The 25454-nt window shown below is 62.8% G+C and carries 26 protein-coding genes and 1 tRNA gene; 15 read left to right on the top strand and 12 right to left on the bottom strand.

Annotation, left to right across the window (positions count from 1 at the left end; genetic code table 11):
• Nucleotides 1-17: 17 nt before the first annotated feature.
• Nucleotides 18-1967, bottom strand: a complete 1950-nt coding sequence (gene acs / locus AB8B02_RS24530; protein WP_439065398.1) for an acetate--CoA ligase — start codon at nucleotides 1965-1967, stop codon at nucleotides 18-20.
• A gap of 351 nt (nucleotides 1968-2318) precedes the next feature.
• Between acs and AB8B02_RS24525 the strand changes: the two genes are divergently transcribed.
• On the top strand, nucleotides 2319-3425 hold the full coding sequence (locus AB8B02_RS24525) for a DNA topoisomerase IB (protein WP_089263196.1): 1107 nt from the start codon (nucleotides 2319-2321) through the stop codon (nucleotides 3423-3425).
• Here the strand turns inward: AB8B02_RS24525 and AB8B02_RS24520 are convergent, their stop codons facing one another.
• Genes AB8B02_RS24520 through tsaD form a run of 4 tightly spaced genes read right to left on the bottom strand, consistent with a single transcriptional unit; the run spans nucleotide 3426 to nucleotide 6585 of the window.
• Complete coding sequence (locus AB8B02_RS24520; protein ID WP_244558218.1) at nucleotides 3426-4103, bottom strand: class I SAM-dependent methyltransferase; 678 nt, start codon at nucleotides 4101-4103, stop codon at nucleotides 3426-3428.
• Entirely contained in the window at nucleotides 4100-4513 is a 414-nt protein-coding gene (locus AB8B02_RS24515; protein ID WP_093757772.1) for an EVE domain-containing protein, read from the bottom strand. The genes AB8B02_RS24520 and AB8B02_RS24515 overlap by 4 nt, the downstream gene beginning before the upstream one ends.
• Nucleotides 4514-4520: 7 nt before the next feature.
• The gene (locus AB8B02_RS24510; RefSeq protein ID WP_439065397.1) at nucleotides 4521-5501 is read right to left on the bottom strand and encodes an NAD(P)H-dependent glycerol-3-phosphate dehydrogenase; all 981 of its coding nucleotides are present in this window, start codon (nucleotides 5499-5501) and stop codon (nucleotides 4521-4523) included.
• Between the two features lie 10 nt (nucleotides 5502-5511).
• Complete coding sequence (gene tsaD, locus AB8B02_RS24505; RefSeq protein ID WP_439065937.1) at nucleotides 5512-6585, bottom strand: tRNA (adenosine(37)-N6)-threonylcarbamoyltransferase complex transferase subunit TsaD; 1074 nt, start codon at nucleotides 6583-6585, stop codon at nucleotides 5512-5514.
• A 145-nt stretch (nucleotides 6586-6730) separates the two neighbouring features.
• Between tsaD and AB8B02_RS24500 the strand changes: the two genes are divergently transcribed.
• The 4 genes from AB8B02_RS24500 to AB8B02_RS24485 all read left to right on the top strand — a co-directional run bounded on the left by AB8B02_RS24500 (nucleotide 6731) and on the right by AB8B02_RS24485 (nucleotide 10650).
• A complete protein-coding gene (locus AB8B02_RS24500) occupies nucleotides 6731-7477 on the top strand; it encodes a uroporphyrinogen-III synthase (protein WP_231078673.1) in 747 nt (248 codons plus the stop codon).
• Between the two features lie 56 nt (nucleotides 7478-7533).
• Entirely contained in the window at nucleotides 7534-8697 is a 1164-nt protein-coding gene (locus AB8B02_RS24495; protein ID WP_439065396.1) for a COG4223 family protein, read from the top strand.
• Nucleotides 8698-8704: 7 nt separating this feature from the next.
• Nucleotides 8705-10420 carry a heme biosynthesis protein HemY gene (locus AB8B02_RS24490; RefSeq protein WP_439065395.1) on the top strand — a complete coding sequence of 572 codons (1716 nt, stop codon included), beginning with the start codon at nucleotides 8705-8707 and terminating at the stop codon, nucleotides 10418-10420.
• 154 nt (nucleotides 10421-10574) lie between these two features.
• A tRNA-Thr gene (locus AB8B02_RS24485) sits at nucleotides 10575-10650 on the top strand.
• A gap of 56 nt (nucleotides 10651-10706) precedes the next feature.
• Here AB8B02_RS24485 and AB8B02_RS24480 read toward each other — a convergent pair.
• The 6 genes from AB8B02_RS24480 to AB8B02_RS24455 are packed head-to-tail and all read right to left on the bottom strand — an operon-like array spanning nucleotide 10707 to nucleotide 15279.
• Nucleotides 10707-11522 (bottom strand): ABC transporter ATP-binding protein, encoded by an 816-nt coding sequence (locus tag AB8B02_RS24480; RefSeq protein ID WP_231078676.1) that lies wholly within the window; start codon nucleotides 11520-11522, stop codon nucleotides 10707-10709.
• Nucleotides 11519-12319 carry a pyrimidine utilization protein D gene (gene rutD, locus AB8B02_RS24475; protein ID WP_439065394.1) on the bottom strand — a complete coding sequence of 267 codons (801 nt, stop codon included), beginning with the start codon at nucleotides 12317-12319 and terminating at the stop codon, nucleotides 11519-11521. The genes AB8B02_RS24480 and rutD overlap by 4 nt, the downstream gene beginning before the upstream one ends.
• A gap of 31 nt (nucleotides 12320-12350) precedes the next feature.
• The gene (locus AB8B02_RS24470) at nucleotides 12351-13142 is read right to left on the bottom strand and encodes an ABC transporter permease (RefSeq protein ID WP_089263216.1); all 792 of its coding nucleotides are present in this window, start codon (nucleotides 13140-13142) and stop codon (nucleotides 12351-12353) included.
• A 1-nt stretch (nucleotide 13143) separates the two neighbouring features.
• Nucleotides 13144-13530 carry a pyrimidine utilization protein C gene (gene rutC, locus AB8B02_RS24465; RefSeq protein WP_093757765.1) on the bottom strand — a complete coding sequence of 129 codons (387 nt, stop codon included), beginning with the start codon at nucleotides 13528-13530 and terminating at the stop codon, nucleotides 13144-13146.
• A gap of 7 nt (nucleotides 13531-13537) precedes the next feature.
• A complete protein-coding gene (gene rutB / locus AB8B02_RS24460; protein WP_184512468.1) occupies nucleotides 13538-14266 on the bottom strand; it encodes a pyrimidine utilization protein B in 729 nt (242 codons plus the stop codon).
• Entirely contained in the window at nucleotides 14266-15279 is a 1014-nt protein-coding gene (locus AB8B02_RS24455) for an ABC transporter substrate-binding protein (RefSeq protein WP_309941677.1), read from the bottom strand. Before AB8B02_RS24455 ends, rutB begins: the two co-directional genes overlap by 1 nt.
• 82 nt (nucleotides 15280-15361) lie before the next feature.
• Here AB8B02_RS24455 and AB8B02_RS24450 point away from each other — a divergent pair, with 82 nt between their 5' ends.
• From AB8B02_RS24450 to AB8B02_RS24405, 10 genes are all read left to right on the top strand, one after another.
• Nucleotides 15362-16336, top strand: coding sequence for a LysR family transcriptional regulator (locus AB8B02_RS24450; protein ID WP_439065393.1), 975 nt, complete (start codon nucleotides 15362-15364; stop codon nucleotides 16334-16336).
• A gap of 76 nt (nucleotides 16337-16412) precedes the next feature.
• Nucleotides 16413-17705: a glutamate-5-semialdehyde dehydrogenase gene (locus AB8B02_RS24445; protein ID WP_439065392.1), complete on the top strand. Its 1293-nt coding sequence runs from the start codon at nucleotides 16413-16415 to the stop codon at nucleotides 17703-17705.
• Nucleotides 17706-17735: 30 nt separating this feature from the next.
• Entirely contained in the window at nucleotides 17736-18365 is a 630-nt protein-coding gene (locus AB8B02_RS24440) for a nicotinate-nucleotide adenylyltransferase (protein ID WP_309941682.1), read from the top strand.
• 294 nt (nucleotides 18366-18659) lie between these two features.
• On the top strand, nucleotides 18660-19061 hold the full coding sequence (gene rsfS / locus AB8B02_RS24435) for a ribosome silencing factor (protein ID WP_420882365.1): 402 nt from the start codon (nucleotides 18660-18662) through the stop codon (nucleotides 19059-19061).
• A gap of 46 nt (nucleotides 19062-19107) precedes the next feature.
• Nucleotides 19108-19590, top strand: coding sequence for a 23S rRNA (pseudouridine(1915)-N(3))-methyltransferase RlmH (gene rlmH, locus AB8B02_RS24430; RefSeq protein WP_184512464.1), 483 nt, complete (start codon nucleotides 19108-19110; stop codon nucleotides 19588-19590).
• Between the two features lie 126 nt (nucleotides 19591-19716).
• Nucleotides 19717-21021: a murein hydrolase activator EnvC family protein gene (locus AB8B02_RS24425; protein ID WP_439065391.1), complete on the top strand. Its 1305-nt coding sequence runs from the start codon at nucleotides 19717-19719 to the stop codon at nucleotides 21019-21021.
• Nucleotides 21018-22394: a S41 family peptidase gene (locus tag AB8B02_RS24420; protein WP_120287632.1), complete on the top strand. Its 1377-nt coding sequence runs from the start codon at nucleotides 21018-21020 to the stop codon at nucleotides 22392-22394. Before AB8B02_RS24425 ends, AB8B02_RS24420 begins: the two co-directional genes overlap by 4 nt.
• Nucleotides 22395-22539: 145 nt before the next feature.
• Complete coding sequence (locus AB8B02_RS24415; protein WP_439065390.1) at nucleotides 22540-23748, top strand: divergent polysaccharide deacetylase family protein; 1209 nt, start codon at nucleotides 22540-22542, stop codon at nucleotides 23746-23748.
• A 105-nt stretch (nucleotides 23749-23853) separates the two neighbouring features.
• Nucleotides 23854-24357, top strand: coding sequence for an RNA pyrophosphohydrolase (locus tag AB8B02_RS24410; RefSeq protein WP_068730156.1), 504 nt, complete (start codon nucleotides 23854-23856; stop codon nucleotides 24355-24357).
• A gap of 7 nt (nucleotides 24358-24364) precedes the next feature.
• Nucleotides 24365-24859 carry an RNA pyrophosphohydrolase gene (locus AB8B02_RS24405; RefSeq protein ID WP_439065389.1) on the top strand — a complete coding sequence of 165 codons (495 nt, stop codon included), beginning with the start codon at nucleotides 24365-24367 and terminating at the stop codon, nucleotides 24857-24859.
• Nucleotides 24860-24902: 43 nt separating this feature from the next.
• On the opposite strand, the gene AB8B02_RS24400 is transcribed toward AB8B02_RS24405, so the two are convergent.
• Entirely contained in the window at nucleotides 24903-25310 is a 408-nt protein-coding gene (locus AB8B02_RS24400; RefSeq protein ID WP_120287630.1) for a F0F1 ATP synthase subunit epsilon, read from the bottom strand.
• Nucleotides 25311-25454: the final 144 nt, after the last annotated feature.

Genomic DNA, 25454 nt, shown 5'->3' with positions numbered 1-25454 from the left:
ACAGATTGGGCGAGCGGTTACGCCCCCGGCTTCTTGTTCTGCCGATGCTCGACGAGGTCGGTGACCACGGCGGGATCGGCCAGTGTCGATGTATCACCCAGAGATGACGGCTCGTCTTCGGCGATCTTGCGCAGGATGCGACGCATGATCTTGCCGGAGCGGGTCTTTGGTAGACCCGGTGCGAACTGGATCAGGTCCGGCGAGGCGATCGGGCCGATGTCCTTGCGAACCCAGGCCACGAGCTCCTTGCGGAGCTCTTCAGTCGGCTCGACGCCGTTCATCAGCGTGACGTAAGCGTAGATGCCCTGGCCCTTGATGTCGTGCGGATAGCCGACCACGGCGGCTTCCGACACTTTCTCATGTGCGACCAGCGACGATTCCACTTCCGCGGTGCCCATGCGGTGGCCGGAGACATTGATGACGTCGTCGACGCGGCCGGTGATCCAGTAATAACCGTCGGCATCGCGGCGGCAGCCGTCGCCGGTGAAGTACTTGTTCTTGTAGGTCGAGAAATAGGTCTGTTCGAAACGGGCGTGATCGCCATAGACCGTCCGCATCTGGCCAGGCCATGACTTGGCGATGCAGAGATTGCCCGAGGTCTCGCCCTCCAGCACCTTGCCATCGGCATCGACGATCTCGGGGACGACACCAAAGAACGGCCGCGTCGCCGAACCCGGCTTCAGTTTCGTGGCGCCGGGCAGAGGCGTGATGAGAATGCCGCCGGTCTCGGTCTGCCACCAGGTATCGACGATCGGCGCGCGCGCCTCGCCGACGACGTGATAGTACCACTCCCAGGCTTCCGGATTGATCGGCTCGCCGACCGAGCCGAGCAATCGCAGGCTCTTGCGCGAGGTCTTCTTTACCGGCTCGTCGCCGGCCTGCATCAGCGCACGGATCGCGGTCGGTGCGGTGTAGAAAATATTGACCTGATGCTTGTCGATGACTTCCCAGAAGCGCGACATCGACGGATAGTTCGGCACGCCTTCGAACATCAACGTGGTCGCGCCATTCGCCAGCGGCCCATAGAGAATATAGCTGTGACCGGTCACCCAGCCGACGTCGGCGGTGCACCAGTAGATATCGCCCTCGTGATAGTCGAACACGTATTGATGTGTCATCGAGGCGAACAGCAGATAGCCGCCAGTGGTGTGCAGCACGCCCTTGGGCTGGCCGGTGGAGCCTGACGTGTAGAGGATGAACAGCGGATCTTCCGCATTCATCGGCTCGCAGGGGCATTCGGTGGTCACGACTTCGGCGGCCTCGCGATACCAGAAGTCACGGGCGGGATCCATATTCACCGGCGTGCCGGTGTGTTTGACGACTACGACCCAGTCGACACCGCCGGCCTTGGCGACCGCGGCATCGACATTGTTCTTTAGCGGCACCTTCTTGCCGCCGCGCAGGCCTTCATCGGCGGTGATGATGATCTTAGACTGGCAGTCAGTGATGCGCTGCGCCAGCGAGTCCGGCGAGAAGCCGGCGAAGACCACTGAATGGACCGCGCCGATGCGCGCGCAGGCCAGCATCGCGTAAGCGGCTTCCGGAATCATCGGCAGATAAATCGTGACGCGGTCGCCTTTGCCGACATTGCGGTTGCGCAACACGTTGGCCATCTTGCAAACTTCGTCGTGCAGTTCCTGATAGCTGATGTGCTTCGACTGCGAGGGGTCGTCGCCTTCCCAGATGATCGCGGTCTGGTTGGCGCGCTTCGGTAGATGGCGGTCGATGCAATTATAGGCGGCGTTCAATACGCCATCCTCGAACCACTTGATCGAGATCTTGCCTGGGGCAAAGGACGTGTTCTCGATCTTGGTGGGGGCGTGGGTCCAGTTGAGGCGCTTGGCCTGCTCGGCCCAGAAGCCGTTGGAATCGCTGATCGAGCGCGCATACATCTCATTGTATTTCGCGTCATCGACGAAGGCGCGCGTCGTCCACTCAGCCGGTACGTCGTAAATTTTGTCGGACATCGTCCCCTCCACCACCGTGCGACCGCTGCGCGAATTCGCCGCCAGCCGGTTCTCGTTGCGCGCAATATGCGCCGGGGCGAGATAGCCGGACAAGCGGGGACGGACTAGGCCTTTGGTCGGTCCGCAAGGTCGCAGCCCCGATCACGTTCGCGTTTTGACGGCTCGGAAACTTCATCATAAAGCCAATTCGGGCGCTAAACGGTAACCAGTAACCGAAATTGCGTACCTGTGGACTCGCAATAGTTGCGGGAAGCCCCTAAATCGCCCTCGCAGGGACGGCCAAGCGGCCCGGAACCAAAAATCAATAAACGGCATTAGCAGAGACACAGGGCCGACGAGGCAGATAACACTATGATGGAACAGCAGAATTTCGCGCCTTCCCGGGCCGTTTCCGCCCGTTCCGTCGCGCGGCCAGCCCGTATGGCCAAGCCAAGCCCCGCGAGCGTGGAGGTTTTGGCCCGTGAAATGGGCCTGAAGCTTGGAGATCAGTCTGAGCTGACGATCCGCCGGCTCAAGCGCGGAAAATCTTATTCCTTCGTCAGGGCCAACGGCACCCCCATCAAGCATATCGGCACGATCAAGCGGCTGAACTCCATGGCGGTGCCCCCGGCCTATGCCGAGGTCCGCTATGCCGCTGATCCTACGTCACATTTGCAGGCCGTAGGCCGCGACGCAGCCGGCCGCCTGCAATACCGCTATCACTCGGATTGGGAGAAGGTCCGCGAGCAGCGCAAGGCGCATCGGCTGGCGAAGCTGGTGGCGGCACTGCCGAAGATCCGCCGCAACGTCTCGGCGCTTCTGGCTGGCGACGAGCCGACGCGTGAGTTCGCGCTCGCCGCTGTCATCGAACTGGTCACGCGGACCGCGATCCGTGCCGGCAATGAGAGCTATATGAAGCTGTCGGGCACCCGCGGCGCTACTACGCTGATGAAGTCGAACGTGCAGCTCGAAGACGATTGCATCGTGCTGACCTTCAAGGCCAAGGGCGGCAAGGCAGTGCGCAAGGAGTCCAATGCGTCGAAGCTCGTCCGCGCGATTGGTATCCTGCACGACGTGCCGGGCAAACGCCTGTTCCAGTATCGCGACAATGCTGGCCGCATTCACAAGGTCAACACGGCAGCAGTGAACGCCTTCCTGCGCGATATCGCCGGCATCAAGATTTCACTGAAGGATTTCCGCACGTTGATGGCGTCGGCGACGGTGGCTGAAACCCTGTCACGGATAGAGCCGGCAGCCAGTGAGCGCGGGCGCAGGAAGCAGGTGCTCGAAGCCGTGCGGTCGGCGGCGGACGAATTGCAGAACACGGCGGCGATCTGCCGCAAGAGCTACGTGCACGACACCATCGTCACCGCCTTCGAGGACGGCGTCCTCGCGCGCATCGCCGCGACGCAAACGGGCTATCGCTCGCAATCGAAACGCGAGCAGCTTCTGGCGCAGGTGGTGGCTGAGGCGGGGTAGTTAGGCCAGCGTCCACACCGCCGTGTTCTTGATCTCTGCATCTTCAAGATCGCGCGTCACGGGCACTCTGTATTCCGCGAGCTTGCGCAACTTGTCTTTCGGCAGATAGCTGCGGCCGGGGTCGCCGATCAGGACCGTTGCACCGCGCGCCGCTTGCTCTGAAAGAAATGCAAAGGCGCGCTCTGCGGTGTCGCGTTCATAGAAAATATCGCCTGCAAGAATCGTTTGTGCGGGCGGGACAGATGAGCCGCCGAGCAGATCGTCACCGCGAGCATTGATCGTAACGCCGTTTTCAGCCGCGTTCAGCGCGATGGCCGTGCGCGCAAAGGCGTCGATGTCATAGGCGAAGACGCTCCTTGCCCCGGCTTTCATCGCGGCGATAGCCACCAGCCCCGATCCTGTTGCGAAATCGATGATGGTCTTTTCAGCAACATGCCCGGGATGATCGATAACAAAGCGCGCCAGTGCCTGTCCGCCGGCCCAGGCGAAGGCCCAGAACGGTGGCGGCAGTCCGGCTTCGCCGAGTTCTTCCTCAGTCTTGCTCCACAGCGGTACGGCCTCGTCGGCTGTGTGCAGCACAATGTTCGGCACCAGTGGCACCGGTCGCAGGCGCGTATTGGCGCGGATGAAAGCTACGGGATCAGTGATTGCAAGATTGGCCGCGCCGTCGGCGCTCACAATCCGCCCATTTTGCAGACGAGCTTCCACTCCTCCGCGGTCACCGGCTGCACCGAGAGCCGCGACAGTTTCAGCAGCGCCATCTCGCCGAGCTTTGGCTCGGCCTTCACGGCAACGAGCGTCACCGGCGTCTTCAAAGGCTTGTCGGCGGCAATGTCGACGCAGACGAACTTGCCGGATTCATCGGTCGGGTCGGGATAATGCTCTTTCACGATCTCGACGATCCCGACAACTTCCTTGCCTTCGTTGGAATGATAGAAGAAGGCGCGATCGCCTTTCTTCATGGCCATCATGTTGAGCTTGGCGCTGTGGTTGCGCACGCCGGTCCAGGCTTCGCCCTTTTTGCCCTTGGCGACCTGTTGATCCCATGACCATACAGATGGCTCCGATTTCACCAGCCAGTATTTCATCTTGCCTCTAACCTTCTGCCTTGAACGGCCGCGTCAGCAGGCCATCGATTGCCTGATCGATGGTTGCCTGGCCGGCCAGAATTGCCGCCACGGCCTTTGCCACCGGCATATCGACGCCCTTCGATGTCGCAAGCTCGATCAGCACCGGCGCCGTGAACTCACCTTCGGCAAGTTTGCCAGGCGCCGGCTGTTCACCGCGGCCCAATGCAACGCCGAGCGAAAAATTACGCGATTGCGCGCTCGAACAGCTCAAGATCAGATCGCCAAGACCTGACAGTCCCGACAGCGTCTCGGTGCGCGCGCCACATGCGATGCCTAGTCGCAGTAATTCGCTGAAGCCGCGCGTCGTGAGTGCTGCAAGGGCCGACGCGCCGAGCTGCTTGCCGGCGACGATACCCGCCGCAATTGCCAGTACGTTCTTCGCCGCACCGCCGATCTCGACGCCGCGCACATCGGTGGAGTGATAGGGACGGAACGTCGCCGAACCCAGGGCCTGCACGAGCGCGACAGCGATATCTTCGTCGGCGCAGGCGAGTGTCACTGCTGTGGGCAGGCCCGCTGCGACATCGTCGGCGAAATTCGGTCCCGACAGAATGGCAGGGATCGCATGCGGTGCGACGTCGGCGATGACTTCCGTCATGAATTTGTGACTGCCGCGCTCGATGCCCTTGGCGCAGGCGACCACCGGAACGCCTGCCGGCAATAGCGGCGCGAGCGCCGTCAATGCCTCGCGCAACTGTTGCGACGGGACGGCGAGCAGAATGATATCGGCGCGCGCTGACAGCGAAAGATCGGCGGTGACGAAGACAGAGTCATCGATGGCAGCGCCGGGCAATCTCGGATTGGCGCGCGATACCTGCATCAGTTCGGCGGCTGCAGTCGAGCGTGCATAGAGCACGACCTCGCGGCCGGCGCGCGCCGCGACATCGGCCAGCGCCGTGCCGTAAGCACCAGCGCCGATCACCGCCACAGAGTTTAAGTCGGCCATGATGTTCCCGTCAGTAAGCCGCGCGGGATTTGGAATGGCCTGCCGGCGCGTTGGCGTCAGCGTCGAGCAGCCAGCGCGCGCGGGGCGGTGCTTCCATCGTGTCGGTGAGTCCCAGCGCAAGGCGCTCTGCGCCGGCCCAGGCGATCATCGCGCCGTTGTCGGTGCACAGTGCCGGCGGCGGGATGATCAGCGTGGTCTGCGCTTTTGCGGCGACGGCCTGCAGCGCACCGCGGATCGCCTGGTTGGAGGCGACACCCCCTGCCGCGACCAGTGCATGCGGCGGGCCGAATTGGTCTTCGAACAATCTGAGGCCGACGCTCAATCGATCCGCCGTCGATTCCAGCGCCGCCGCCTGGAAGCTGGCGCAGAGATCCGCGATGTCCTGCTCTTCCAAAGGAATGAGCCGGCTGGCCTCGTTGCGTACCGCAGTCTTGAGACCTGACAGCGAAAAATTCGCATCGGGCCGGCCAAGCATCGGCCGCGGAAACGCAAAGCGCTTGGGATCGCCACCGGCAGCAGCCCGCTCCACTTGCGGACCGCCGGGATAGGGCAGGCCGAGCATCTTGGCGACCTTGTCGAAGGCTTCGCCCATGGCGTCATCGACGGTGGTGCCGAGCCGGACGTAGTGGCCGACGCCGAGCACCGCGACGATCTGGGTATGACCGCCGGAAACGAGAAACAGGCAATACGGAAACGCCAAGGAAGTGGTCAGCCGCGGCGTCAGCGCATGGGCTTCGAGATGGTTCACGGCCACCAGCGGGGTGTCATGCACCATGGCTATGGCTTTTGCGGTGGTGAGACCAACAATGACGCCGCCAATCAGGCCGGGTCCGGCGGCTGCGGCCACACCGCTCAGTTGCGCGAAATTGACGTCGGCGTCCTTCATGGCGCGGCCGACGATGCCGTCGAGCAGGTCGATATGGGCGCGCGCGGCGATCTCGGGCACCACGCCGCCATAGGGCGCGTGGTCACCGATCTGCGAATGGACGATATTGGACAGGATCTTGCCGCTGCCGTCGGGCTGGCGTTCGATGACGGCGGCCGCGGTCTCATCGCAGGTCGTCTCGATTCCCAGCACCAGCATCGGTTGGTCGGTGGTCACTATCGGTCCTTGCTAAATCAGCCAAATCCGGGCTTTTCCTGTCCCCGGCGTAGCATTGCGGGGTTGCAAGGTGCAATCACTCGATGCCCTGCGTGGCATGCGAGACCCCCGAAACCGGACCTCAGATATGGCTATTCTCGTCACTCGCCCGCAGCCGGACACTACCAGCACCGCCGCCGCCTTGCGCGCGCGGGGCTTTGAGGTGCTGGCGGCGCCGATGCTGCGCTTCGAAAAGGTGATGCTGTCCATCGATTCGGATGCGGATTTCGGCGCGGTGATCGTGACGTCCTCCAATGCGCTACGCGCACTCGCCGATCAGCCGGTGCAGGCAACCCTGCTTCACCTGCCGCTGTTCGCGGTCGGCGACCGGACCGCAGAGGCCGCGCGCGATCTCGGCTTTGCCAAGGTCGTGTCCGCCGAAGGTGATGCTGCGGCGCTGCGGGACCTATTGACGGAGAGCAGCAAGAGCAAGCTGCTGAACAAGACCCGCCCGCTCCTTTATCTGGCCGGCGCCGATCTTGCGCGGGATCTCGCTGGCGAACTCGGTGCGCGTGGTTTCACGGTGGTGACACAAACCACCTACCGGATGATGCCGGTGGCCGATCTGCCGAATGATGTTGCTGCGGCCTTCGTGGCCGGCAGAATCGAGGCCGTGCTGCATTATTCGCGGCGGAGCGCGCGGGCATTCTTCCAGGCGGTGGGCTTGTCGGGCGTCGAGATCGCTGCCCTCGCAGTTCCACACTATTGCCTTTCAGCTGCGGTCGGCACGATTGCGCATGATGCCGGGGCTACCCAGGTCGTGGTGGCGCAGACTCCGGACGAAAATGCCCTGTTCGCTGCGCTGGAACGTGCCATCGCGCCATTATCGCGTTAAGACTGCTGTGACCAAATCCCGGTAGGGATCGGGCATGCCACGAGGGAACCGACGCGATGGCCGACGATAGCGATACAGGATCGTCTCCGGATGCCGGTCGGCCCAAGCGGCCGCCGCCAACCATCGAATTGACGGCTGCCGAGGTCACCGAGCGTCCGGCTGCAGCGGAGCCTGCGCTACCGGAAACAGCATCGGAGTCCATCGATACCGCGCCGTCGGACATGCCGCCGTCCGAACCCGCCGCGGAGGCTGGGGCTGAAAAGCAGGCGCCCGTCTCGCCTGCGCGTGCACCTGTCTTGGTTCCCGCCGCCGTTGGCGCGGTTGCCGGTGCGTTTGTCGCCGGGATCGCATGGTTCGGCCTGAGCGGCATTGCTTCGAGCGACAAGGCAGATGTCGATGCGCTGACCTCTCGCGTTGCACAGATCGAAGCGCGCCCGCTTGCTGCGCCGGATACGGGTCTGGCAACGCGGATCGATACGCTTGAGAAATCCATCGTGGGATTGCGCGGCGATCTCACTGCCGCGAAGGCGCAATCGGATCGTGTCGTCGCCGACATCAATCAACTCAAATCCGCGCCGCGCACCGCGACCGGTGTGGTCGATCTCGGGCCGATCAATGAGCGGCTCGGGCAGATCGAACGTGCAGCCGACGAGTTGAAGTCTTCGGCCGCCCAACAGAATACCAAACCTTTCGATGACACGGTCTTGCGCCGTGTCGTTGTGGCATCGTTGCTCGATACGTCGGTGCGCCAGGGTGAGCCCTTTGCGACGGCGCTTGCGGCGGTCAAACCGCTTGCCGGCAATGCCAATCAGCTGAAGCCGCTCGATGCGTTTGCAATGACGGGCGTACCAAACGCAGTCGCACTCAGCCGTGAACTGCTTGCAGTGTTACCGAAGCTCACACCCGCGCCGGCGGACACGCCTGCGGTAGGCGCAGGTTTCATGGATCGTCTGCAGGCCGGCGCGGCCAAGCTGGTGCGCATCGAGCGCACCGATGCTGTCGGCGCGGGTAGCAACAGCGGCGCTGTGTCACGCGCGTCTGCGGCTGCGCGCAGCAACGATATCGCCACGGCCAGGCGCGAGTTGCTGACGCTGTCGCCAGCGGATCGTGCCGTGGTTCAGCCCTGGCTCGATAGAGTCGATATGCGCGATGCAGCGCTGGCGGCTTCACGTCAATTCGCAGCCGACGCGATGGCGGCGCTTTCCAAACCAGCGCCATAGGAATCCGATGTTCCGCATTATTCTGTTTCTTGTGTTGATAGCACTTGCGGCCGCTGGCGCCGCCTGGGTCGCCGATCAGCCCGGCGATGTCGTGATATCCTGGGGCGTCTGGCGCGCTTCGCCGTCGGTGCCGGTGTTTGTGCTGGTGCTCGGCCTGACAATCGTCGCGGTGGTGTTCGCCTGGTCGCTCCTGCGTGGTTTGTGGGGCGCGCCGAAGCGAATGCGCCGTCGTCGCCATGAAAAGCGTCAGGCGCGCGGGCGTCAGGCCATCACCCATGGTCTGCTGGCGATCGGGCAGGGCGATGGCCACGCCGCGCGGCGTCATGCCGATATCGCCAAACGTTTGACGACTGACGATCCGCTCGCTCTGTTGCTGCATGCCCAGTCCGCCCAGCTCGATGGCGACCGCGCCGGTGCGCATCGTGCGTTTCAGGCGATGGCTGAGCGTGGCGATACGCGGCTGCTGGGTCTGCGCGGTCTGTTCATCGAAGCGCAGCGCAGCGACGATCCCGTCGCCGCCGTGACGATTGCCGAAGAAGCGCTTAAATTATCGCCGGCATCGACATGGGCGTCGCAAGCCGTTCTTGGCTTCCGCTGCGCGCAGAGCGATTGGACCGGCGCGCTGAAAATCCTCGACAACAATTTTGCCTCTGGCCTGATCGATCGCGCGGCGTTTCGTCGGCAGCGCGGCGTGCTGCTCACCGCGCGTGCGCTGGAGCTTGAGACACAAGATCGCGATCTGTCCCGCGACAGCGTGACCGAGGCGATCAAGCTTGCGCCAACTTTGGTGCCGGCCGCCGTTCTCGCCAGCCGATTCCAGAGCGAGGCGCATCAGACCCGTCGGGCAATGAAGATCATCGAGACAGCGTGGCTGGCGCAGCCGCATCCGGATCTCGCCGACGCCTATGCCCATGTGAAGCTCGGCGATTCCGCGCGGCAGCGGCTGGTGCGTGTCGAGACGCTGGCGTCGAAAGCGCCAGGCCATATCGAAGGCGCGCTGGCGATTGCCCGAGCGGCCATCGATGCCGCCGAATTCACACGCGCCCGCGAAGCACTGGCGCCGTTCACGACCGATTCCACCCAGCGCGTTGCGATGCTGATGGCGGAAATCGAACGTACCGAACATGGCGACAGCGGCCGCGCCCGCGCCTGGACATTGCGTGCCGTGCGCGCGTTGCATGATCCGGTCTGGACCGCCGACGGCTATGTGTCCGATCGCTGGCGGCCGGTGTCGCCGGTCACCGGCCGAATTGATGCGTTCCAGTGGCAGACGCCGCTGGCCGCGCTGCCGTCGGACAGGGCCTCGACGATTGAGACCGAGATTTTGCGCGAAACCGTGCTGGCTCCGCCGCCCGCGATGCCAAAACCCGTGGTGCCCGTGCCAGCCGAGATCACGCCTGTCGCGCCGGTTCAGGATCTCGCGGCGGAACCTGAAGTACCAGCACAGCCCGAACCGGTGGCCGCTGCCACGCTCGAGCCCGCCGAGGCGCCGCCGCCGCTCCCGAAACCGGCCCCCGCGCCGCCACCGCTGTTCCGTGATCGCACCGATGTCGCCAGCGCCGCTAAGCCCGCTGTCGCCATTCCAGCCGTCATTCCCATCGTCAGGCCCCCGGACGATCCCGGCGTGGACGAGGCAGACGATTATCGCGATGAATTCGCCGAGCTGAATGCAGGCCAGCAACAGGGCGGTTGGCGCGGGTTTCTACGGCGCTGGGGCGGATAACAGCCCCGATTCAGGCCCAAATGGCCGGTTTCAGTGGGTGGTTCGTTGCGCTTTTCGGTCGCGAGATTAGCCGCCGCTTCTTGCAAAGCAACGCCACGGGCGATATCAGATGCCCCAGCGTTTTCGGCCGAAAAGCCGAATCGCCGCTTGGTTCGCCGCAATAGCTCAGTTGGTAGAGCACGTCATTCGTAATGACGGGGTCACAGGTTCGAGTCCTGTTTGCGGCACCAATTGCGCTCCGGCGCCATCCGTTTCAGTCGCAGCAGTCAGTCGCAGCTTTGGTGCCTTACGCGGCGGTGGCCGGCATTTCCAGGTCGGCCCAGATCTTGGCGAAATAGGCCTGGAAGGCAGCGTCGGTGCGCAGCGCCACGGGATCGCGGCCTGCTTTGGGCAGATCGATGACATGCAGCGCCCGCACGGTCGCCGGACGTGCGCTCAGCACCAGAACGCGGTCGGCCATGGCGATGGCTTCGCCGATGTCATGGGTGACCAGAATGGCGCTCTTGCCGTTTTCGGCGATGATGCGTGACACGTCGGCCTGCAGCAGCAGGCGGGTCTGGAAATCCAGCGCCGAGAACGGCTCATCCAGCAGGATCACCTGCGGGTCGAAGGCCAGCGTGCGCATGATGGCCACGCGCTGGCGCATGCCGCCTGACAAGGTTGCGGGCTTGGCGTTCTCGAAACCGGCCAGGCCGTAGGCGCGGATCAATTTCATGGCGATGTCGCGCGACGTCTGTCGCGGCGCACCGCGCACTTCCAAGCCGAGCATCACATTGTCGATGACGGAACGCCACGGCAGCAGCAGATCCTTCTGGAGCATATAGCCGACATGTCCTGCGGCGTCGTCGACGCGAATGCCTGCGACCTCGACATGGCCGCGCGTCGGTTTCAGCAAACCGGCAATGACATTGAACAATGTGGACTTGCCGCAGCCGGACGGGCCGACGATCGCCAGCGTCTCGCCCTGCCGCAGCTCGAAGCTGACGTCGCGGATGGCTTCGACATATTGCTTGCCGCTTCCGAATGATGCGCCGACCTGTTCGGCCTTGAGTACGGCGGATGTGGTCGAGGTCGGTGTTGCGAGTTGCGTCATAGCGTTCATGCGTCCACCTCGCTGCAGAAGCCGAGCAGCATGTTATTGAAAACATCGGGTATCACGGCGGTGAAGGCATGGGCGCCCCATTCCACTTCGCGCATGCGCGCGCCCGGAATGGCGGCAGCCAGTTGTTGCGAGAGATAGGCCGGCACCAGACTGTCGTCTCGCGATGAGGCCAGCAGTGTCGGCGTTGCAATGGTCGCGAGAGCGTCGCCGGGGTCGAAGGCGAGAAACATGTCGATCCGTGCGTTCATCGTCGCCGCTGTCGGGAAGTGTGCGAGGATGCGCTCTTCTTCCGCGTCAAGCTGCGCGGCATTGTCGGAAATCCATCGCGGCGGATAGAGAAACAGCGGCTGCGCACGCACATAGGCTTTCGGGCCGGACTGATTCAGGATCTGTTTGCGCACTTCAAAACAGCGCCGCAGGAACGGATCGGCGCGACCCCAGCCGTTCACCACCACCAGGCTGCGCAAGCGCGCGGGGTCGCGCAGGGCAAGTTCAATTCCGACGATGCCGCCGATGGCATGGCCCACTACATGTGCATTGCTGACACCGGCATGGTCGAGCACATGCGCGATGTCGTTGGCCATGCCCGAGATTGATCGTGGCGGCGCGGTGTTATCAGCGCTGCGGCCGGTGCCGACGTGGTCGTAGAGGATGACCTGGTGGCGCTGCGCGAGTGTTGCGACCTGTGGCGTCCAGAACGATCCGCTGCCGCCCATGCCGGCCGACATGAGGATCGCCGTTCCGTGTCCATGAGTTTCGTAATAGATGTCGGCGTCACCGCCGCTTGCATAGGGCATGGGTTGTCTTGCGGGTTCGAGCGATGGAAAGTCAGAAGCGCAGGCGGCGTTCGAGAATGTCGATCGCGCCGTACATCAGTAGCGCCACGGCCATGAGCGCGGCGATGCCGACCCACACGGCGTTCAAATCGTAGAGCACGCCGGCATAATAGATCATGTAGCCGAGGCCCTCTTTCGAGGCGATGTATTCGCCGACGACTGCGCCGATCAGCGCGAAGCCGACATTGAGACGGAAGGCGGACACGATCCACGGCATGGCGCCCGGAATGACGACAGTACGCCAGGTCTTCCATCGGCTGGCACCGAGCGAGCGCATCAACTTGATCAGGTCGCTATCGACTTCCTTGGCGCCCTGTTGCGCGGTGATCACCGCGACGATGAAGGTAATGATGGCGGCGATGGCGATCTTCGACGAGATGCCGATTCCGAACCACACGATAATCAAGGGTGCGAGTGCGATCTTCGGCAAGCCGTTGAGCGCGATGAGATAGGGGCGCAGCACCGCCGCGCTGGTGGGAAACAGCCAGAGCAGCAGCCCGACGGCGCTGCCGGCAATAGTGCCGATCAGGAATCCGGCGATGGCTTCCCAGGCAGTCAGCGCAGCATCGCGCAGGAGTTCTCCGTTGGCGATCAGAATAGAGGCCTTGGCGAAGATGCCGCTTGGCCGTCCGTAGAGATAGACCGCGATCCATTTGAAGCTAATCGCAATTTCCCAGGCAGCAAGTAACAGAGCTAGCAGTGCCACTTGCAGCAGCGCGATCCGCAGGACCGGCGGCATCAGCCGCCGCGCGACATTGGCTTGGGTGGCTTCGATGGTCGTCACATCAAGCTCGCTTGTGTGCGATCGACGCGATCTCGACGAGGCAATCCGGTTTCACCAGTCCGCACTGGATGCAGTAGCGAGCCGGCTTCTCGCCGGGGAAGTATTCGGCATAGACCTTATTGACGGCGCCGTAATTGGCCCAATCGGTTACGAAGATGGAGTTGAAGGTGACATCGGCCATCGTGGCGCCTGCGGCAGTCAGCACGCTCTTGATCGTCTCAAGGATGTGCCGGGTCTGCGCCGCCGCATCGCCGACATGAACGACGTCGTTGTTCTTGTCGAAGGCCAGCGTGCCGGACACATAGATCACGCCGTCGGCCATCATGCCGGGCGAGTAAGGTGCGAGCGGCGGATGAGTGCCGGGCGGAATAATCGCGCGATCTGTCATGGGATCCTCAGGCTTTCGTGGAGGTTTCAGTCTGCGCGAATGCGCGGCGGAAATCGGCCGTGCTGGAAACCCAGCCGAAGAAGGTTTCGATGTTGAAGACAGCCGCCTTCTGGACGTAGTCGGGGCCGGCCTGATGCGTGGCGTCTTCGAGCATCACGCCGAAATATTCGAGATGGAAGCCGTCGCGCAGGGTCGATTCCACGCAAACATTGGTGGCAACTCCGCAGAAGACGAGATTGCGGATGCCGCGCGCGCGCAGGATGCTGTCGAACTGGCTGTTGAAGAAGCCGCTGTAGCGCGGCTTCGGTACCACGATGTCGCCGGGCTGCGGCTGGAGTTCATCGACGAGCGCATAGTCCCAGCCACCCTTGGCGAGTAGGCTGCCTTGCAATTCCGGGCGCGCGCGCATGGTCTTGAGTGCGTTCGATTTGTGCCAGTTCGGGGATCCCGGACCGCCGGCCTCGACATAGTCGGCGTCCCAGCCGTTCTGGAAATAGATCACAGTGACGCCGGCCTCGCGCGCGACCTCCAGCGTCTCCTTGACGGCCATGATCGCTGCCTTGGCGCCGGTCACGTCGAAGCCCGCGAGATCCAGATAGCCGTTCGGCGACGCGTAGGCGTTCTGCATGTCGACCACGATGACTGCGGTCTCCTCGACCGCGAGCCGCAACGGCTCGGGGCGTGCGGGCAAGGTGACGTAGCGCCGTTCAGGCGGAAAGCTGGTTGAGACCGACATCACGCCAATCCGAATTCTTTGGTCGCTTTCTCGGCGAAGCGATTGTCGACCATTTGTGCATAGGGAAGCGTCGTTGAGACTGCGCCGCCGCCTTGTTCCAGCAACATCGCGCGATCCCATTCCTCGGCGGAGATGGTGGGGTTTTTCGGAATCGCCGTCTTGCTGCCAAAGAAATTCTTCGTCGCATTTCCGACGACCGAGGGCGAGACTTTCGGAAAGTACTTCTCTGCGACCTCGGTGAAGACCGCATTGTTCTCGTGCATCATCTTCTGCGCCTCGGCGATGGCGTTACAGAAGCCTTGCACCGCCTCCGGGTTGGAGGCGATCACGTCTTCGGTGGCCATGGCCGTCGTGAAACACAGCGGACCAAGCAGATCGGCAAATGATAGCGACGGTACGAGGCCAAACTGTTCGGCGCCGATGCTGATGTCCCATTCGAATGCGGTGGCGATGTCGGCACGGCCATCCTTGACGGCTGCAGCCTGGGCGCCCGGTGGCAATTCCAGGAAGGTGACGCCGGCTTCCTTGGGGTCGAACTTGCCGACCGTCTTCATGGCATAGGTTGGGACCTGGATCGTCGAGGACGGGAATTTCAGCGTCGCGATGGTCTTGCCGCGCAGATCATCGATGGTGGTGATCTTGGTGTCCGGGCGGGTCATTCCCCACATCGACACGCCGCCGACGATCTTGGCGATATTCTTGATCTTGCCGCCTTCACGCGTGGCGTTGACCGACATGCCAGGGCTGGTGACGCCGATCTGGCCGCGGCCGGACAGCAGGATCGGCACCGGCAGGGCGATGCCGCCCGCGGTCGACAGGTCGGTGTCGAGGCCGTGCTTGGTGAACAAGCCTTTGTCGGTTGCGACATAGAGCGAGGCATACATGCCGAGCCGGATGGCTTCCGACACCAGCACCTTGCGGCCGGCGGCAAAGGCCGGGCCTCCCAGGCCAGCAAACGGGGCCGCTGCGGCGCCGATGAGCGAATATTTGAGTAGGTTGCGCCTGTCGATCATGCCTCTGTCCCTCGCCGCCATTGCCGATGTCAGATGGTGCGCTGCATAGTTTTTAGCCGCTGCGCCTTTTCGCATAAAATTCTTGCACCCGTTAATTTCATTAACAAGTCGGGAAAAACAGATATATTTATCTGTGATGCTTATGAATATTGACCTCCGGCAACTCCGTGCCTTCGCCGAGGTGGTTCAGGCTGGCAGCTTCAGCCGGGCTGCGCGGAAACTTGGCGTTTCCCAGTCCGCCCTCAGCCAGGCCGTTCGCCAGCTCGAGGACGAGCTGCAGGTCCGGCTGCTGGACCGGACGACGCGCAGCGTCCAGCTCAGCAAGGTCGGTGCCGAATTCCTGCCGGGGATCCAACGCCTGATGGCGGATCTCGATCACCAAATTCAGGATTTACGCGATCTGCGCGAGCATCGCCGCGGCCATGTTACGGTCGCCTGCGTGCCGTCGGTGGCGTTGCGTCTGATGCCGGTGGTGTTGGCGAACTTCCAGCGCGAATATCCCATGGTGAGCGTGACGCTCAAGGAAGTGTCGCGGCATCAGATCATTGCCGGGCTGCGCAGCGGTGATGCTGAACTCGGTATTGCCAATGTGCCGGGTGAGGATGCCGATCTCGATGCCACAAAGCTGCTGACAGATCGTTTTGCGCTGGTGATGCGGCGGGATCATCAGCTGGCGTCACAAAGCACCGTGAACTGGATGGACGGCGTCGCTGCAGGCATGATCGCAATGGCGACCGGCACCGGGATCCGGTTGGAAATGGAACGCGGTCTGCAGGAACTGGGGCGTAGCAACCCGCTGCATGAGGCCGAACACCCGGCGACCCTGCTCGCCATGGTCGAGGCCGGCGTCGGCGTGGCGCCATTGCCAGGTCTGGCGTTGCCGGCGACGGACCACCCCGTGCTGACCTTCCGCAGGCTGCTCGATCCGGTCATCGAGCGCGATCTGTATCTGATCCGTCGCGTGGGGCGTGACCTGTCGCCGGCCGGTCGCGCGCTTTACCGCGGCATCCAGCTCGTGGCGCAATCGATCCGCGAGCGCACTGCTGCCGGGTGGTAGCGAACACGCTTTGACCTTGCTCCCATGAGTCCCTATTTTGGGATGAACAGTCCTATTCCGCTAATTTGAGCCCCTTATGACCGCCTCGCTGAAAGCCATCGACGGATCGGCAGATTTGCCTGTCCTGATGAACGACCTCGCCCGGAGCGCCCGTGCGGCTGCGCGTGCGTTGGCGGTGGCTCCAACGGAGCAAAAGAACCGGGCGCTTGCGGCCATGGAGCGCGCGATCCGTGCCGGTGCGCCGGCGATTCTGGCGGCCAATGCCGAGGATGTCGCCGAGGTGCGCGCCAATGGCGCCACATCGGCCTTTATCGATCGGCTGACCCTGACCGAGGCGCGCGTGCATGCGATGGCCGACGGCATTCGTGTGATTCATGACATCGCTGATCCCGTCGGCGCCGTCACCGAAAGCTGGCAGCGGCCGAATGGCATGACCATCGAACGCGTGCGCGTGCCGCTCGGCGTCGTTGCGGTGATTTTCGAGAGCCGTCCGAATGTTGCGGCGGATGCCGGCGTGCTGTGCCTGAAGTCCGGCAATGCCGTGATCTTGCGCGGCGGCTCGGACAGTTTCCGCTCGTGCCGTGCAATTCATGAATGTCTGGTGCAGGGCCTGCGTGAAGCCGGTCTGCCGGAAGCCGCGATTACGCTCGTGCCGACGCGCGATCGTGCGGCGGTTGGCTTGCTGCTCACCGGCCTCAATGACGGCGTCGATGTGATCGTGCCACGCGGCGGCAAGAGCCTGGTCGCGCGTGTCGAGGCCGAAGCGCGGGTCCCGGTATTCGCGCATCTCGAAGGCGTCAATCACGTCTATGTCGATCACGCCGCGAGGCTCGATATGGCGAAGTCGATCGTGCTGAACGCGAAGATGCGCCGTCCCGGCGTCTGCGGCGCGACCGAAACGCTGCTGATTGACCGCGCGGTGGCGGGCACGCATCTCAAGCCTTTGGTGGAAATGTTGATCGACGCCGGCTGCGAGGTGCGCGGTGACGCCGCCGTGCAGCAGGCCGATGCGCGCGTCAAGCCTGCAACGGACGAGGATTGGGACACCGAATACGAAGACGCGATCATTTCGGCCAGGGTCGTCGATGGTGTCGATGATGCGCTTGCGCATATTCGCGATCACGGTTCGCATCACACCGATGCGATCGTGACCGAGGACGTCGCGGTGGCCACGAAGTTTCTCAACGAAGTGGATTCGGCGATCGTGCTGCATAACGCCTCGACGCAGTTTGCCGACGGCGGTGAATTCGGCTTCGGTGCAGAAATCGGAATCGCCACCGGCAAATTCCATGCGCGCGGCCCGGTCGGTGCCGAGCAGCTCACCAGTTTCAAATATCGCATTCACGGCACCGGACAGACCAGGCCGTGATGATGTGCGTTTCGGCGCGTGGAGACTGAATTGGATTTGCATTCAGTCCCGCCGGCGCAGGGCATACCGCCACATAGTCCCGGCATGCGGATCGGTCTGCTTGGCGGATCGTTCAATCCGCCGCATGCCGCGCATCGGGCTATCAGCCTGTTCGCGATGAAACGGCTGCAGCTGGATCGCGTCTGGTGGCTGGTGTCGCCGGGCAATCCGCTGAAGGATCAACGCAATCTGCACGATCTCGCCGAGCGCGCGGCTGCTGCGAAGGCGACGGCCGATCATCCGCGCATCGATATCACCTGTCTCGAGAGTGTCATCGGTACGCGCTATACCGTCGACACCATCAGCTACCTCCGACGTCGATGTTCGCAAGCACGATTTGTCTGGATCATGGGTGCCGACAATCTCGCCCAGTTTCACCGCTGGGAGAGCTGGCAGGTGATTGCGGGAGAGGTGCCCTTTGCGGTCATCGACCGACCGCCGCAGAGCTTCCAGGGACTGGCATCGACCGCCGCCCAGGCCCTCGGCCGTTACCGGATACCGGAGCAGGACGCTGGGTCATTGGCCGACCTGAAGCCCCCCGCATGGGTATTTTTGACCGGTTTGAAGCTGAATCTGTCCTCCACCCGGCTGCGGAACCCGGATGGCAGCTGGAAGACGTAATTCCACAACACTCGCCCGATAAGTGCTATAGGGCGGGCGCTGGAATATTGAATCCGGCATTCCCACATGCATACTTGATCTCACCGGGCGTCGGATTCGGCGTCCCAATACAGTGAAAGGAATGGTCCTCTGGCCACTTCTGTATTGTCCAAGACGGGTGCCAAGAAAGCCTCGTCCAAGGTTGTCCCACCCAAGAAGTCCGCTTCGGTAAAGAAGGCTGCCGCGCCTAAAAAGGCTGCCGCTAAGACACCTGCTGCGGCAAAAGCTGCACCGAAGGCTGTCATTCCGAAGAAGATTGCTTCGCCCAAGGCGAAGAAATCTGCTGCGGCAGTGCGCGATAGCGCGACCGAAACGCTCAATCTCGTTCTCGCCCGCCTTGACGACATGAAGGCCGAGGAAACGGTGACCATCGACCTGCGTGGCAAGTCGGCTTTCTCCGATTACATGGTCGTGACCACCGGCCGGTCAAACCGCCATGTCGGCGCGGTGGCCGAAAATGTCGCCAAAGGTCTCAAGGAAGCCGGTCAGAAGAAGCTGCATGTCGAAGGCCTGTCCAATTGCGATTGGGTGCTGATCGATACCGGCGAAGTCATCCTGCATGTCTTCCGGCCTGAAGTTCGCGAATTCTACAATCTGGAACGTCTGTGGACGCAGAGTCCGTCGGATGAACCGCGGATCGACCTGAAGGCTGTTTGAGCCAGCGGCCATTCGGCAACGGCGCGATGCGTGCTAGTCTGTGCTGATGCATCTTCTTGTGATCTCCATCGGCAAGCTCAAGCAGGGTCCGGAACGCGAGCTCGCGGAACGGTACCGTGATCGCTTCGACGATATTGGCCGCAAGCTCGGTTTTCGCGGCCTTGCGATTCATGAAATTTCGGAAAGCCGCGCACGCGATGCGGCGACCCGGATCAATGAGGAAGCAGCGGCGATTTCGGCGCTGATTCCGGAAAAGGCTGTATTAGTAGCGCTCGACGAGCGTGGCAGCAGCGTCGACAGTGCCAGTTTCGCTCGCCATATCGGGCAGTGGCGGGACGAATCGGTGCCGCATAATGTTTTTGTCATCGGCGGGGCGGACGGACTTTCGCCCGAATTGCGGCGCAAAGCCAAACTGAGCATTGCATTCGGCTCGGCGACCTGGCCGCATCAAATGGTTCGCGTCATGCTTCTGGAACAGATTTACCGGGCAGCTACAATTTTAGCTGGCCACCCGTATCACCGCGTTTAGCTCACTATATTGAGCGTATCGCGTTTGAAAGAAGGCGCTGTCGAAACCACGATGCTGTCACCGCGGTCCATTCCATCTGAACACGACGCCGTTCGCCGCGGGATGTCGAACGCATCGTCGTTATCCATGATGCTGGTATCAGCGTCTCTTGCAGGTTTGATGACGACGTCAGTCCGTGCGCAAACCGCTGCGCCGATCCAGCAAGCGAATGCGCCGTCACCCGATATCATTCGTCAACGCGAGCAGGAGCTTGAAGCGGTCCGCGCGCAGCAGAAGAGCGCTGCGGAGCTGCAGGCGAAATTGAAAGCCGATATTGCGGCGATCGGACAGGATCGCGGCAAGCTCAGTCAGCAGCTCATCGATATTGCCGCCCGCGTCCGCAGCGTCGAAACCCGGATCGACGATGCCGAAGTACGATTGCGGCCGCTGGATGCGCGCGAGCAGAAGATCCGCGGCACGCTGGAATCGCGCCGCGGCGAAATCGTCGAAGTGTTGTCCGCCTTGCAGCGCGCCGGCCGCCGTGCGCCGCCGGCTTTGCTGGTGCGTCCCGAAGATGCGCTGAAGTCGCTCCGCACCGCGATGTTGCTCGGCTCCGTTGTGCCCGAGATGCGCGCGCGCGCCGAGCAACTGGTGGCTGACCTCAGCGAACTCGTGAATTTGCGCAAGGCGATCTCGACGGAGCGCGATCGGCTTGCCGGCGATCGCGACAAGCTGAAGGAAGAACAGACGCGCCTCGCGTCCTTTACCGAGGAGCGCCAGAAGCAGCAGTCGGCTGCGGAAAAGGACATGGAAGCGGAAGCCGCGCGTGCGCTGACATTGTCCCGTCAGGTTGACAGTCTGCAGGGCCTGATCGCGAAGATGGAGCAGGATTCCAAGGCGGCGGCGAAGGCAGCGGCCACAGCCAATCTGCAGGGCACGCCGGCGGCGCTCAGCAACGGCAAGCCGAATATCGGTGCCTTCAAGGATCCCGGCAGGCTCAGTCCGGCGATCGCCTTTGCTTCGGCAAAGGGCATGCTCGCGCTTCCGGTCAACGGGGTTAAAATTCGCAATTTTGGCGGTTCCGACGGTGTCGGTGGCGTCGAAAAGGGCATGTCACTGGCCGCACGGGCGGGTGCGCAGGTCACAACACCGTGTGACGGCTGGGTTGTTTATTCCGGTCCGTTCCGTAGCTATGGACAACTCTTGATCCTCAACGCTGGGGGCGGGTATCATGTCTTGATCGCCGGGATGGAGCGTATTTCGGTGAACATTGGTCAGTTCGTCCTTACCGGGGAACCGATCGCTGTCATGGGATCAACATCCCGGGTAGCATCCGTCCTTGCGGCCAATGCCAGCCAGCCTGTGCTTTATATCGAGTTCCGGAAAGACGGGACTCCCATTGATCCAGGCCCATGGTGGGCCGCTAACGAAGGCGAAAAGGTTCGCGGATGATGCGCAAGACTTCCATAATTCTGCTGAGTGCTGCCACTGGCGCCGCCTTGACGCTCTTCGTGACTCAGCCACGCGCCGTGTTCATGGGCACCAGTGCCCGCGCAGCGACCTCGGATACCTATCGTCAACTCAACCTGTTCGGCGACGTGTTTGAGCGCGTCCGCAGCGACTATGTCGAGAAACCCGACGACAGCAAGCTGGTCGAGTCGGCGATCTCCGGCATGCTCACCGGCCTCGATCCACATTCCAGCTACATGGACGCCAAGAGCTTCCGCGACATGCAGGTGCAGACCCGCGGTGAGTTCGGTGGCCTCGGCATTGAAGTCACTATGGAAGACGGCCTGATCAAGGTGGTGTCACCGATCGACGATACCCCGGCATCGAAGGCCGGTATCATGGCCAACGACATCATCACCAGCCTCGATGAAGAAGCCGTGCAGGGTCTCACCCTGAACCAGGCCGTCGAGAAGATGCGTGGCCCGGTCAACACCAAGATCAAGCTGAAGATCATCCGCAAGGGTCAGGACAATCCGCTCGACGTCACTCTCGTGCGCGACAACATCCGTGTTCGCTCGGTGCGTGCTCGCGTTGAAAGCGACGATATCGCTTACATCCGCATCACGACCTTCAACGAGCAGACCACCGAAGGCCTGAAGCGCGAGATCGCGGCTCAGACCGCGGCGATCGGTGCTGACAAGGTCAAGGGTTACATCATCGACCTCCGCAACAATCCGGGCGGTCTGCTTGAAGAAGCCGTCACCGTTTCCGACGCGTTCCTCGAGCGTGGCGAGATCGTCTCGACCCGCGGTCGTAACGCTGAAGAAACCCAGCGCCGCACGGCGCATGCAGGCGATCTGACCAAGGGCAAGCCGGTGGTCGTGCTGATCAATGGCGGTTCGGCTTCGGCATCGGAAATCGTCGCCGGCGCGCTGCAGGATCACAAGCGTGCGACCACGATCGGTACGCGCTCGTTCGGTAAGGGCTCGGTGCAGACCATCATCCCGCTGGGCTCCGGCAACGGTGCGCTGCGTCTGACCACGGCGCGTTACTTCACGCCGTCGGGCAAGTCGATCCAGGCCAAGGGTATCGTCCCGGACATCGAAATCGTGCAGGACGTGCCGGATGAGCTGAAGTCCCGCGACATCAAGGGCGAGGCTTCGCTCCGTGGCCATCTGAAGAACGATGGCGACGAGAAGACCGGTTCGCAGTCCTATGTGCCGCCGGATGCCAAGAATGACAAGGCGCTGAAGGCCGCTGCCGATTTGCTCCATGGCATCAAGGTGACGTCGAACGCAATCATCACGCCGCCGCCGGGAGCCGCTGCTGCTGCGGACAAGCCAGCAGACGATAAGGCGGCCGCCAAGCCGAACTGATCGGCGAATACGCATCAATTCTGCGGAAAGGGCGGCCTTCGGGTCGCCCTTTTTGTTGCAATCCTTCCAGGTGATCCCGCGCCCTTCCGGGTGCCGTGGCCGCGACCGGGCGTGTTATTGTCCGGTCGGCTGATTCGGGAGATCCATGGCAGTGTCGGCGGACGATCTGAGCGCCCCGCTTGGACAAAAATCGACGCGTAAGCGGCGGTTCCGGCTGCCTTTTTCCGGAACGCAGGCGCTTGCCACGATCCTCGCCTTGCTGCTGCTCGGTTTTCTCGGTGTTGCCATCTTCAATAACAACCCGATGGGCGGCGAGCCGGTAGCGCGCGTAGCGATCAAGGCGCCTGCCGCGACTGATGATCAGAAGGTCGCCGCCAAGCCGCCGGTCGAGGTCAAGCACGGTACGCCCGAGACGGCCAAGGCACCCGAGGTTCCCGGCCAGAAGACCATTACCATCATCGACGGCTCCAGCGGCGCCCGTAAGGATGTCGTGGTGTCGAGCGAGGGGTCGGACAACGCTGCGGCCGATGTGTCGCCGCCGGTCATGACGGGGATCGATCAGAAACTGCTGGAGAAATCCCGCCACGGCATGGTGCCGATCGCCATCGGCGCGCTGAAGCCGGTCACGGTCTATGCCGCCGGCTCCGAAGCCGAGCGCGCCAGGGCGATGAAGACGCCGAGCATTTCCATCGTGATCGGCGGCCTCGGCGTCGGCGCGGCCAAGACCACCGATGCTATCATGAAGCTGCCGCCGGCCGTGACGCTCGGCTTCACGCCCTATGGTTCGGATCCCGGCAAACTGGTCGAACGCGCCCGTGCGCAGCGCCACGAGGTGCTGCTGCAGCTGCCGATGGAGCCGTTCGACTATCCCGACAACGATCCCGGCCCGCAGACGCTGTTGTCCTCGGCTACGGCCGAGCAGAACCTCGATCGCATGATGTGGCATATGAGCCGCTTCCAGGGCTATGTCGGCGTGGCCAATTTCACGGGCGCGCGCTTCATCGCCACGGATACGGCCATGCAGCCGATTGCACGCGAGGCCAGCAAGCGCGGGCTTGCGTTGTTCGACGATGGCTCGACGCCGCGCAGCGTTGCCGCCGCAGCCGCCGAAGGGCAGGGCATGCCCTTCGCACGCTCCGATGTTGCCATCGACGCGGTCCCGACCTCCGCAGACATCGACAAGGCGCTGGCGCGGCTCGAGGGGCTGGCCAAGGAGCGGGGTGTGGCTGTCGGCGTCGCTTCGGCGCTGCCGATCTCGATCGAACGTATCAGCGCCTGGGCGAAAACCCTTGAAAGCCGCGGGGTCATGCTGGTGCCATTGACAACCGCGATGCTGAAATCAAAATCAAGCTAGCGTCTTTGGGCTAGGGTGAATTCGGCACGGCCGAATCGCTGCGATTCAGCAAGGTCGAATCGCTGCGTAAAGAGTGCTCGAACGGACGCGAGAGGCATTGACGGAATGGCGCGCTACGAAGACCTGCCCTATCGAACTTGCGTCGGAATGATGCTGATCAACCCGCAAGGGCTCGTCTTTATCGGCCGACGTGCCGGCGGTATCGAGCACGTCGATGATATGCATGTCTGGCAGATGCCGCAGGGCGGCGTCGATCCCGGTGAGGACACCTGGGAGGCCGCAAAGCGCGAGCTCTACGAAGAAACCAGCGTCCAATCGGTCGAGAAGCTCGGCGAAGTGCCAGACTGGTTGATCTATGACATTCCCCGCACGGTGGCCGGGCGGGCCTGGAAGGGTCGCTATCGTGGCCAGCGGCAGAAATGGTTCGCCGTACGCTTCACCGGCGATGACAAGGAAATCAACGTCACGCATCCACCTGGTGGCCACAAGGCCGAGTTCATTAATTGGCGCTGGGAGCCAATGAAGAACCTTCCGGAGCTGATCGTGCCGTTCAAGCGCCCCGTCTATGAGCGGGTGGTGAAGGAATTCGCCGGTCTGGCGGACGGCTAGCGCCGGAATGACGGACAACCGGCCCTATCGCCCCAATGTGGGCGTCGCACTGTTCAATGCCGACGGCAAAGTTCTGATCGGCCGCCGTTTCAAGGATGACGGGCCAGAGATCGTCCTGCCGGGCCTGGAATGGCAGATGCCTCAGGGTGGTATCGATCCCGACGAAGATCCTCGCGTCGCCGTGATGCGCGAATTATGGGAAGAGACTGGCGTCAGCCATGCCGACTATCTCGGCGAGACCGGCTGGATGACCTACGACTTCATCCCGTTCGAGAACCCCAGCCATCGCTTTGCGCAGTTCCGCGGGCAGCGGCAGAAGTGGTTTGCGCTGAAATTCACTGGGGATGATGCCGAAGTCGATCCGCTGACGCCGCGCAACGGTCAGCCGGCTGAATTCGACGCCTGGCGCTGGGAGCGGCTGGATCGCGTCGCGGATCTCGTGGTGCCGTTCCGGCGGGAGGTCTATCGCGCCGTGGCCGAGAGTTTTGCGAAATTTGTCTGAGGCGAAGCCCTGACGAAACGAAGCGCTACCCGGGCTATAGCGCTTAGTGCATCGCCGTCGAGGTGATGTGCTGCTGGATGACCTTGAAGTGGTCGAGGCGCTCGATGGCACGGTCCAGAGCGGAGCCCTCCTTCTCGGCCAGCTTCTCTTCCATCTCCGCGATGTCCTTGGCGAAAGCTTCGCGGTCAAGCTCGGCGATCGACGTCGCGACGTCAGCAAGAACCGTCAAGCCCTTGTCCGAGACTTCGGCAAGGCCGCCGAGCACAATGATCTTCTCATGCTTGCCACCGGTGGTGACAGTCATGATGCCCGGACGCAACGCGACCACCACAGGCGCGTGGCCGGCCATCACACCGACATCGCCCTCGGCGCCGGGAATATCGACCTGCTCGACTTCACCCGTGAAAGCGAGCTTTTCCGGTGAGACGAGATCGAAGTGGAACGTGGCCATGTCGTTATCCGCTGACTGCTCCCTCCCCCCTTGCGGGGGAGGGTTGGGGAGGGGGGTAACCATGGGCGAAGGCGCTTGTGGCACCCCACCCCGGCGCAAATGCGCCGACCCTCCCCGCCTAGCGAAGCTTTGCTTCGCGCGGGG

This window comes from Tardiphaga sp. 862_B3_N4_1, from assembly GCF_051811085.1.
GTDB lineage: Bacteria > Pseudomonadota > Alphaproteobacteria > Rhizobiales > Xanthobacteraceae > Tardiphaga > Tardiphaga robiniae.
Note: the sequence above shows the minus strand (reverse complement) of the source record. Positions and strands in the feature narration are given on the sequence as shown.

Bases quoted from the DNA above. Each gene is read 5' to 3' on its own strand.
- AB8B02_RS24425 (WP_439065391.1), top strand. From the start codon at position 19,717: ATGATGCTGGTATCAGCGTCTCTTGCAGGTTTGATGACGACGTCAGTC.
- AB8B02_RS24415 (WP_439065390.1), top strand. From the start codon at position 22,540: ATGGCAGTGTCGGCGGACGATCTGAGCGCCCCGCTTGGACAAAAATCG.
- rutC (WP_093757765.1), bottom strand. From the start codon at position 13,530: ATGACAGATCGCGCGATTATTCCGCCCGGCACTCATCCGCCGCTCGCA.
- rutD (WP_439065394.1), bottom strand. From the start codon at position 12,319: ATGCCCTATGCAAGCGGCGGTGACGCCGACATCTATTACGAAACTCAT.
- AB8B02_RS24420 (WP_120287632.1), top strand. From the start codon at position 21,018: ATGATGCGCAAGACTTCCATAATTCTGCTGAGTGCTGCCACTGGCGCC.
- AB8B02_RS24400 (WP_120287630.1), bottom strand. From the start codon at position 25,310: ATGGCCACGTTCCACTTCGATCTCGTCTCACCGGAAAAGCTCGCTTTC.
- rutB (WP_184512468.1), bottom strand. From the start codon at position 14,266: ATGTCGGTCTCAACCAGCTTTCCGCCTGAACGGCGCTACGTCACCTTG.
- AB8B02_RS24500 (WP_231078673.1), top strand. From the start codon at position 6,731: ATGGCTATTCTCGTCACTCGCCCGCAGCCGGACACTACCAGCACCGCC.
- acs (WP_439065398.1), bottom strand. From the start codon at position 1,967: ATGTCCGACAAAATTTACGACGTACCGGCTGAGTGGACGACGCGCGCC.
- tsaD (WP_439065937.1), bottom strand. From the start codon at position 6,585: ATGCTGGTGCTGGGAATCGAGACGACCTGCGATGAGACCGCGGCCGCC.
- AB8B02_RS24495 (WP_439065396.1), top strand. From the start codon at position 7,534: ATGGCCGACGATAGCGATACAGGATCGTCTCCGGATGCCGGTCGGCCC.
- AB8B02_RS24445 (WP_439065392.1), top strand. From the start codon at position 16,413: ATGACCGCCTCGCTGAAAGCCATCGACGGATCGGCAGATTTGCCTGTC.
- AB8B02_RS24515 (WP_093757772.1), bottom strand. From the start codon at position 4,513: ATGAAATACTGGCTGGTGAAATCGGAGCCATCTGTATGGTCATGGGAT.
- AB8B02_RS24525 (WP_089263196.1), top strand. From the start codon at position 2,319: ATGATGGAACAGCAGAATTTCGCGCCTTCCCGGGCCGTTTCCGCCCGT.
- AB8B02_RS24510 (WP_439065397.1), bottom strand. From the start codon at position 5,501: ATGGCCGACTTAAACTCTGTGGCGGTGATCGGCGCTGGTGCTTACGGC.
- rlmH (WP_184512464.1), top strand. From the start codon at position 19,108: ATGCATCTTCTTGTGATCTCCATCGGCAAGCTCAAGCAGGGTCCGGAA.
- AB8B02_RS24405 (WP_439065389.1), top strand. From the start codon at position 24,365: ATGACGGACAACCGGCCCTATCGCCCCAATGTGGGCGTCGCACTGTTC.
- AB8B02_RS24455 (WP_309941677.1), bottom strand. From the start codon at position 15,279: ATGATCGACAGGCGCAACCTACTCAAATATTCGCTCATCGGCGCCGCA.
- AB8B02_RS24490 (WP_439065395.1), top strand. From the start codon at position 8,705: ATGTTCCGCATTATTCTGTTTCTTGTGTTGATAGCACTTGCGGCCGCT.
- AB8B02_RS24410 (WP_068730156.1), top strand. From the start codon at position 23,854: ATGGCGCGCTACGAAGACCTGCCCTATCGAACTTGCGTCGGAATGATG.
- AB8B02_RS24480 (WP_231078676.1), bottom strand. From the start codon at position 11,522: ATGAACGCTATGACGCAACTCGCAACACCGACCTCGACCACATCCGCC.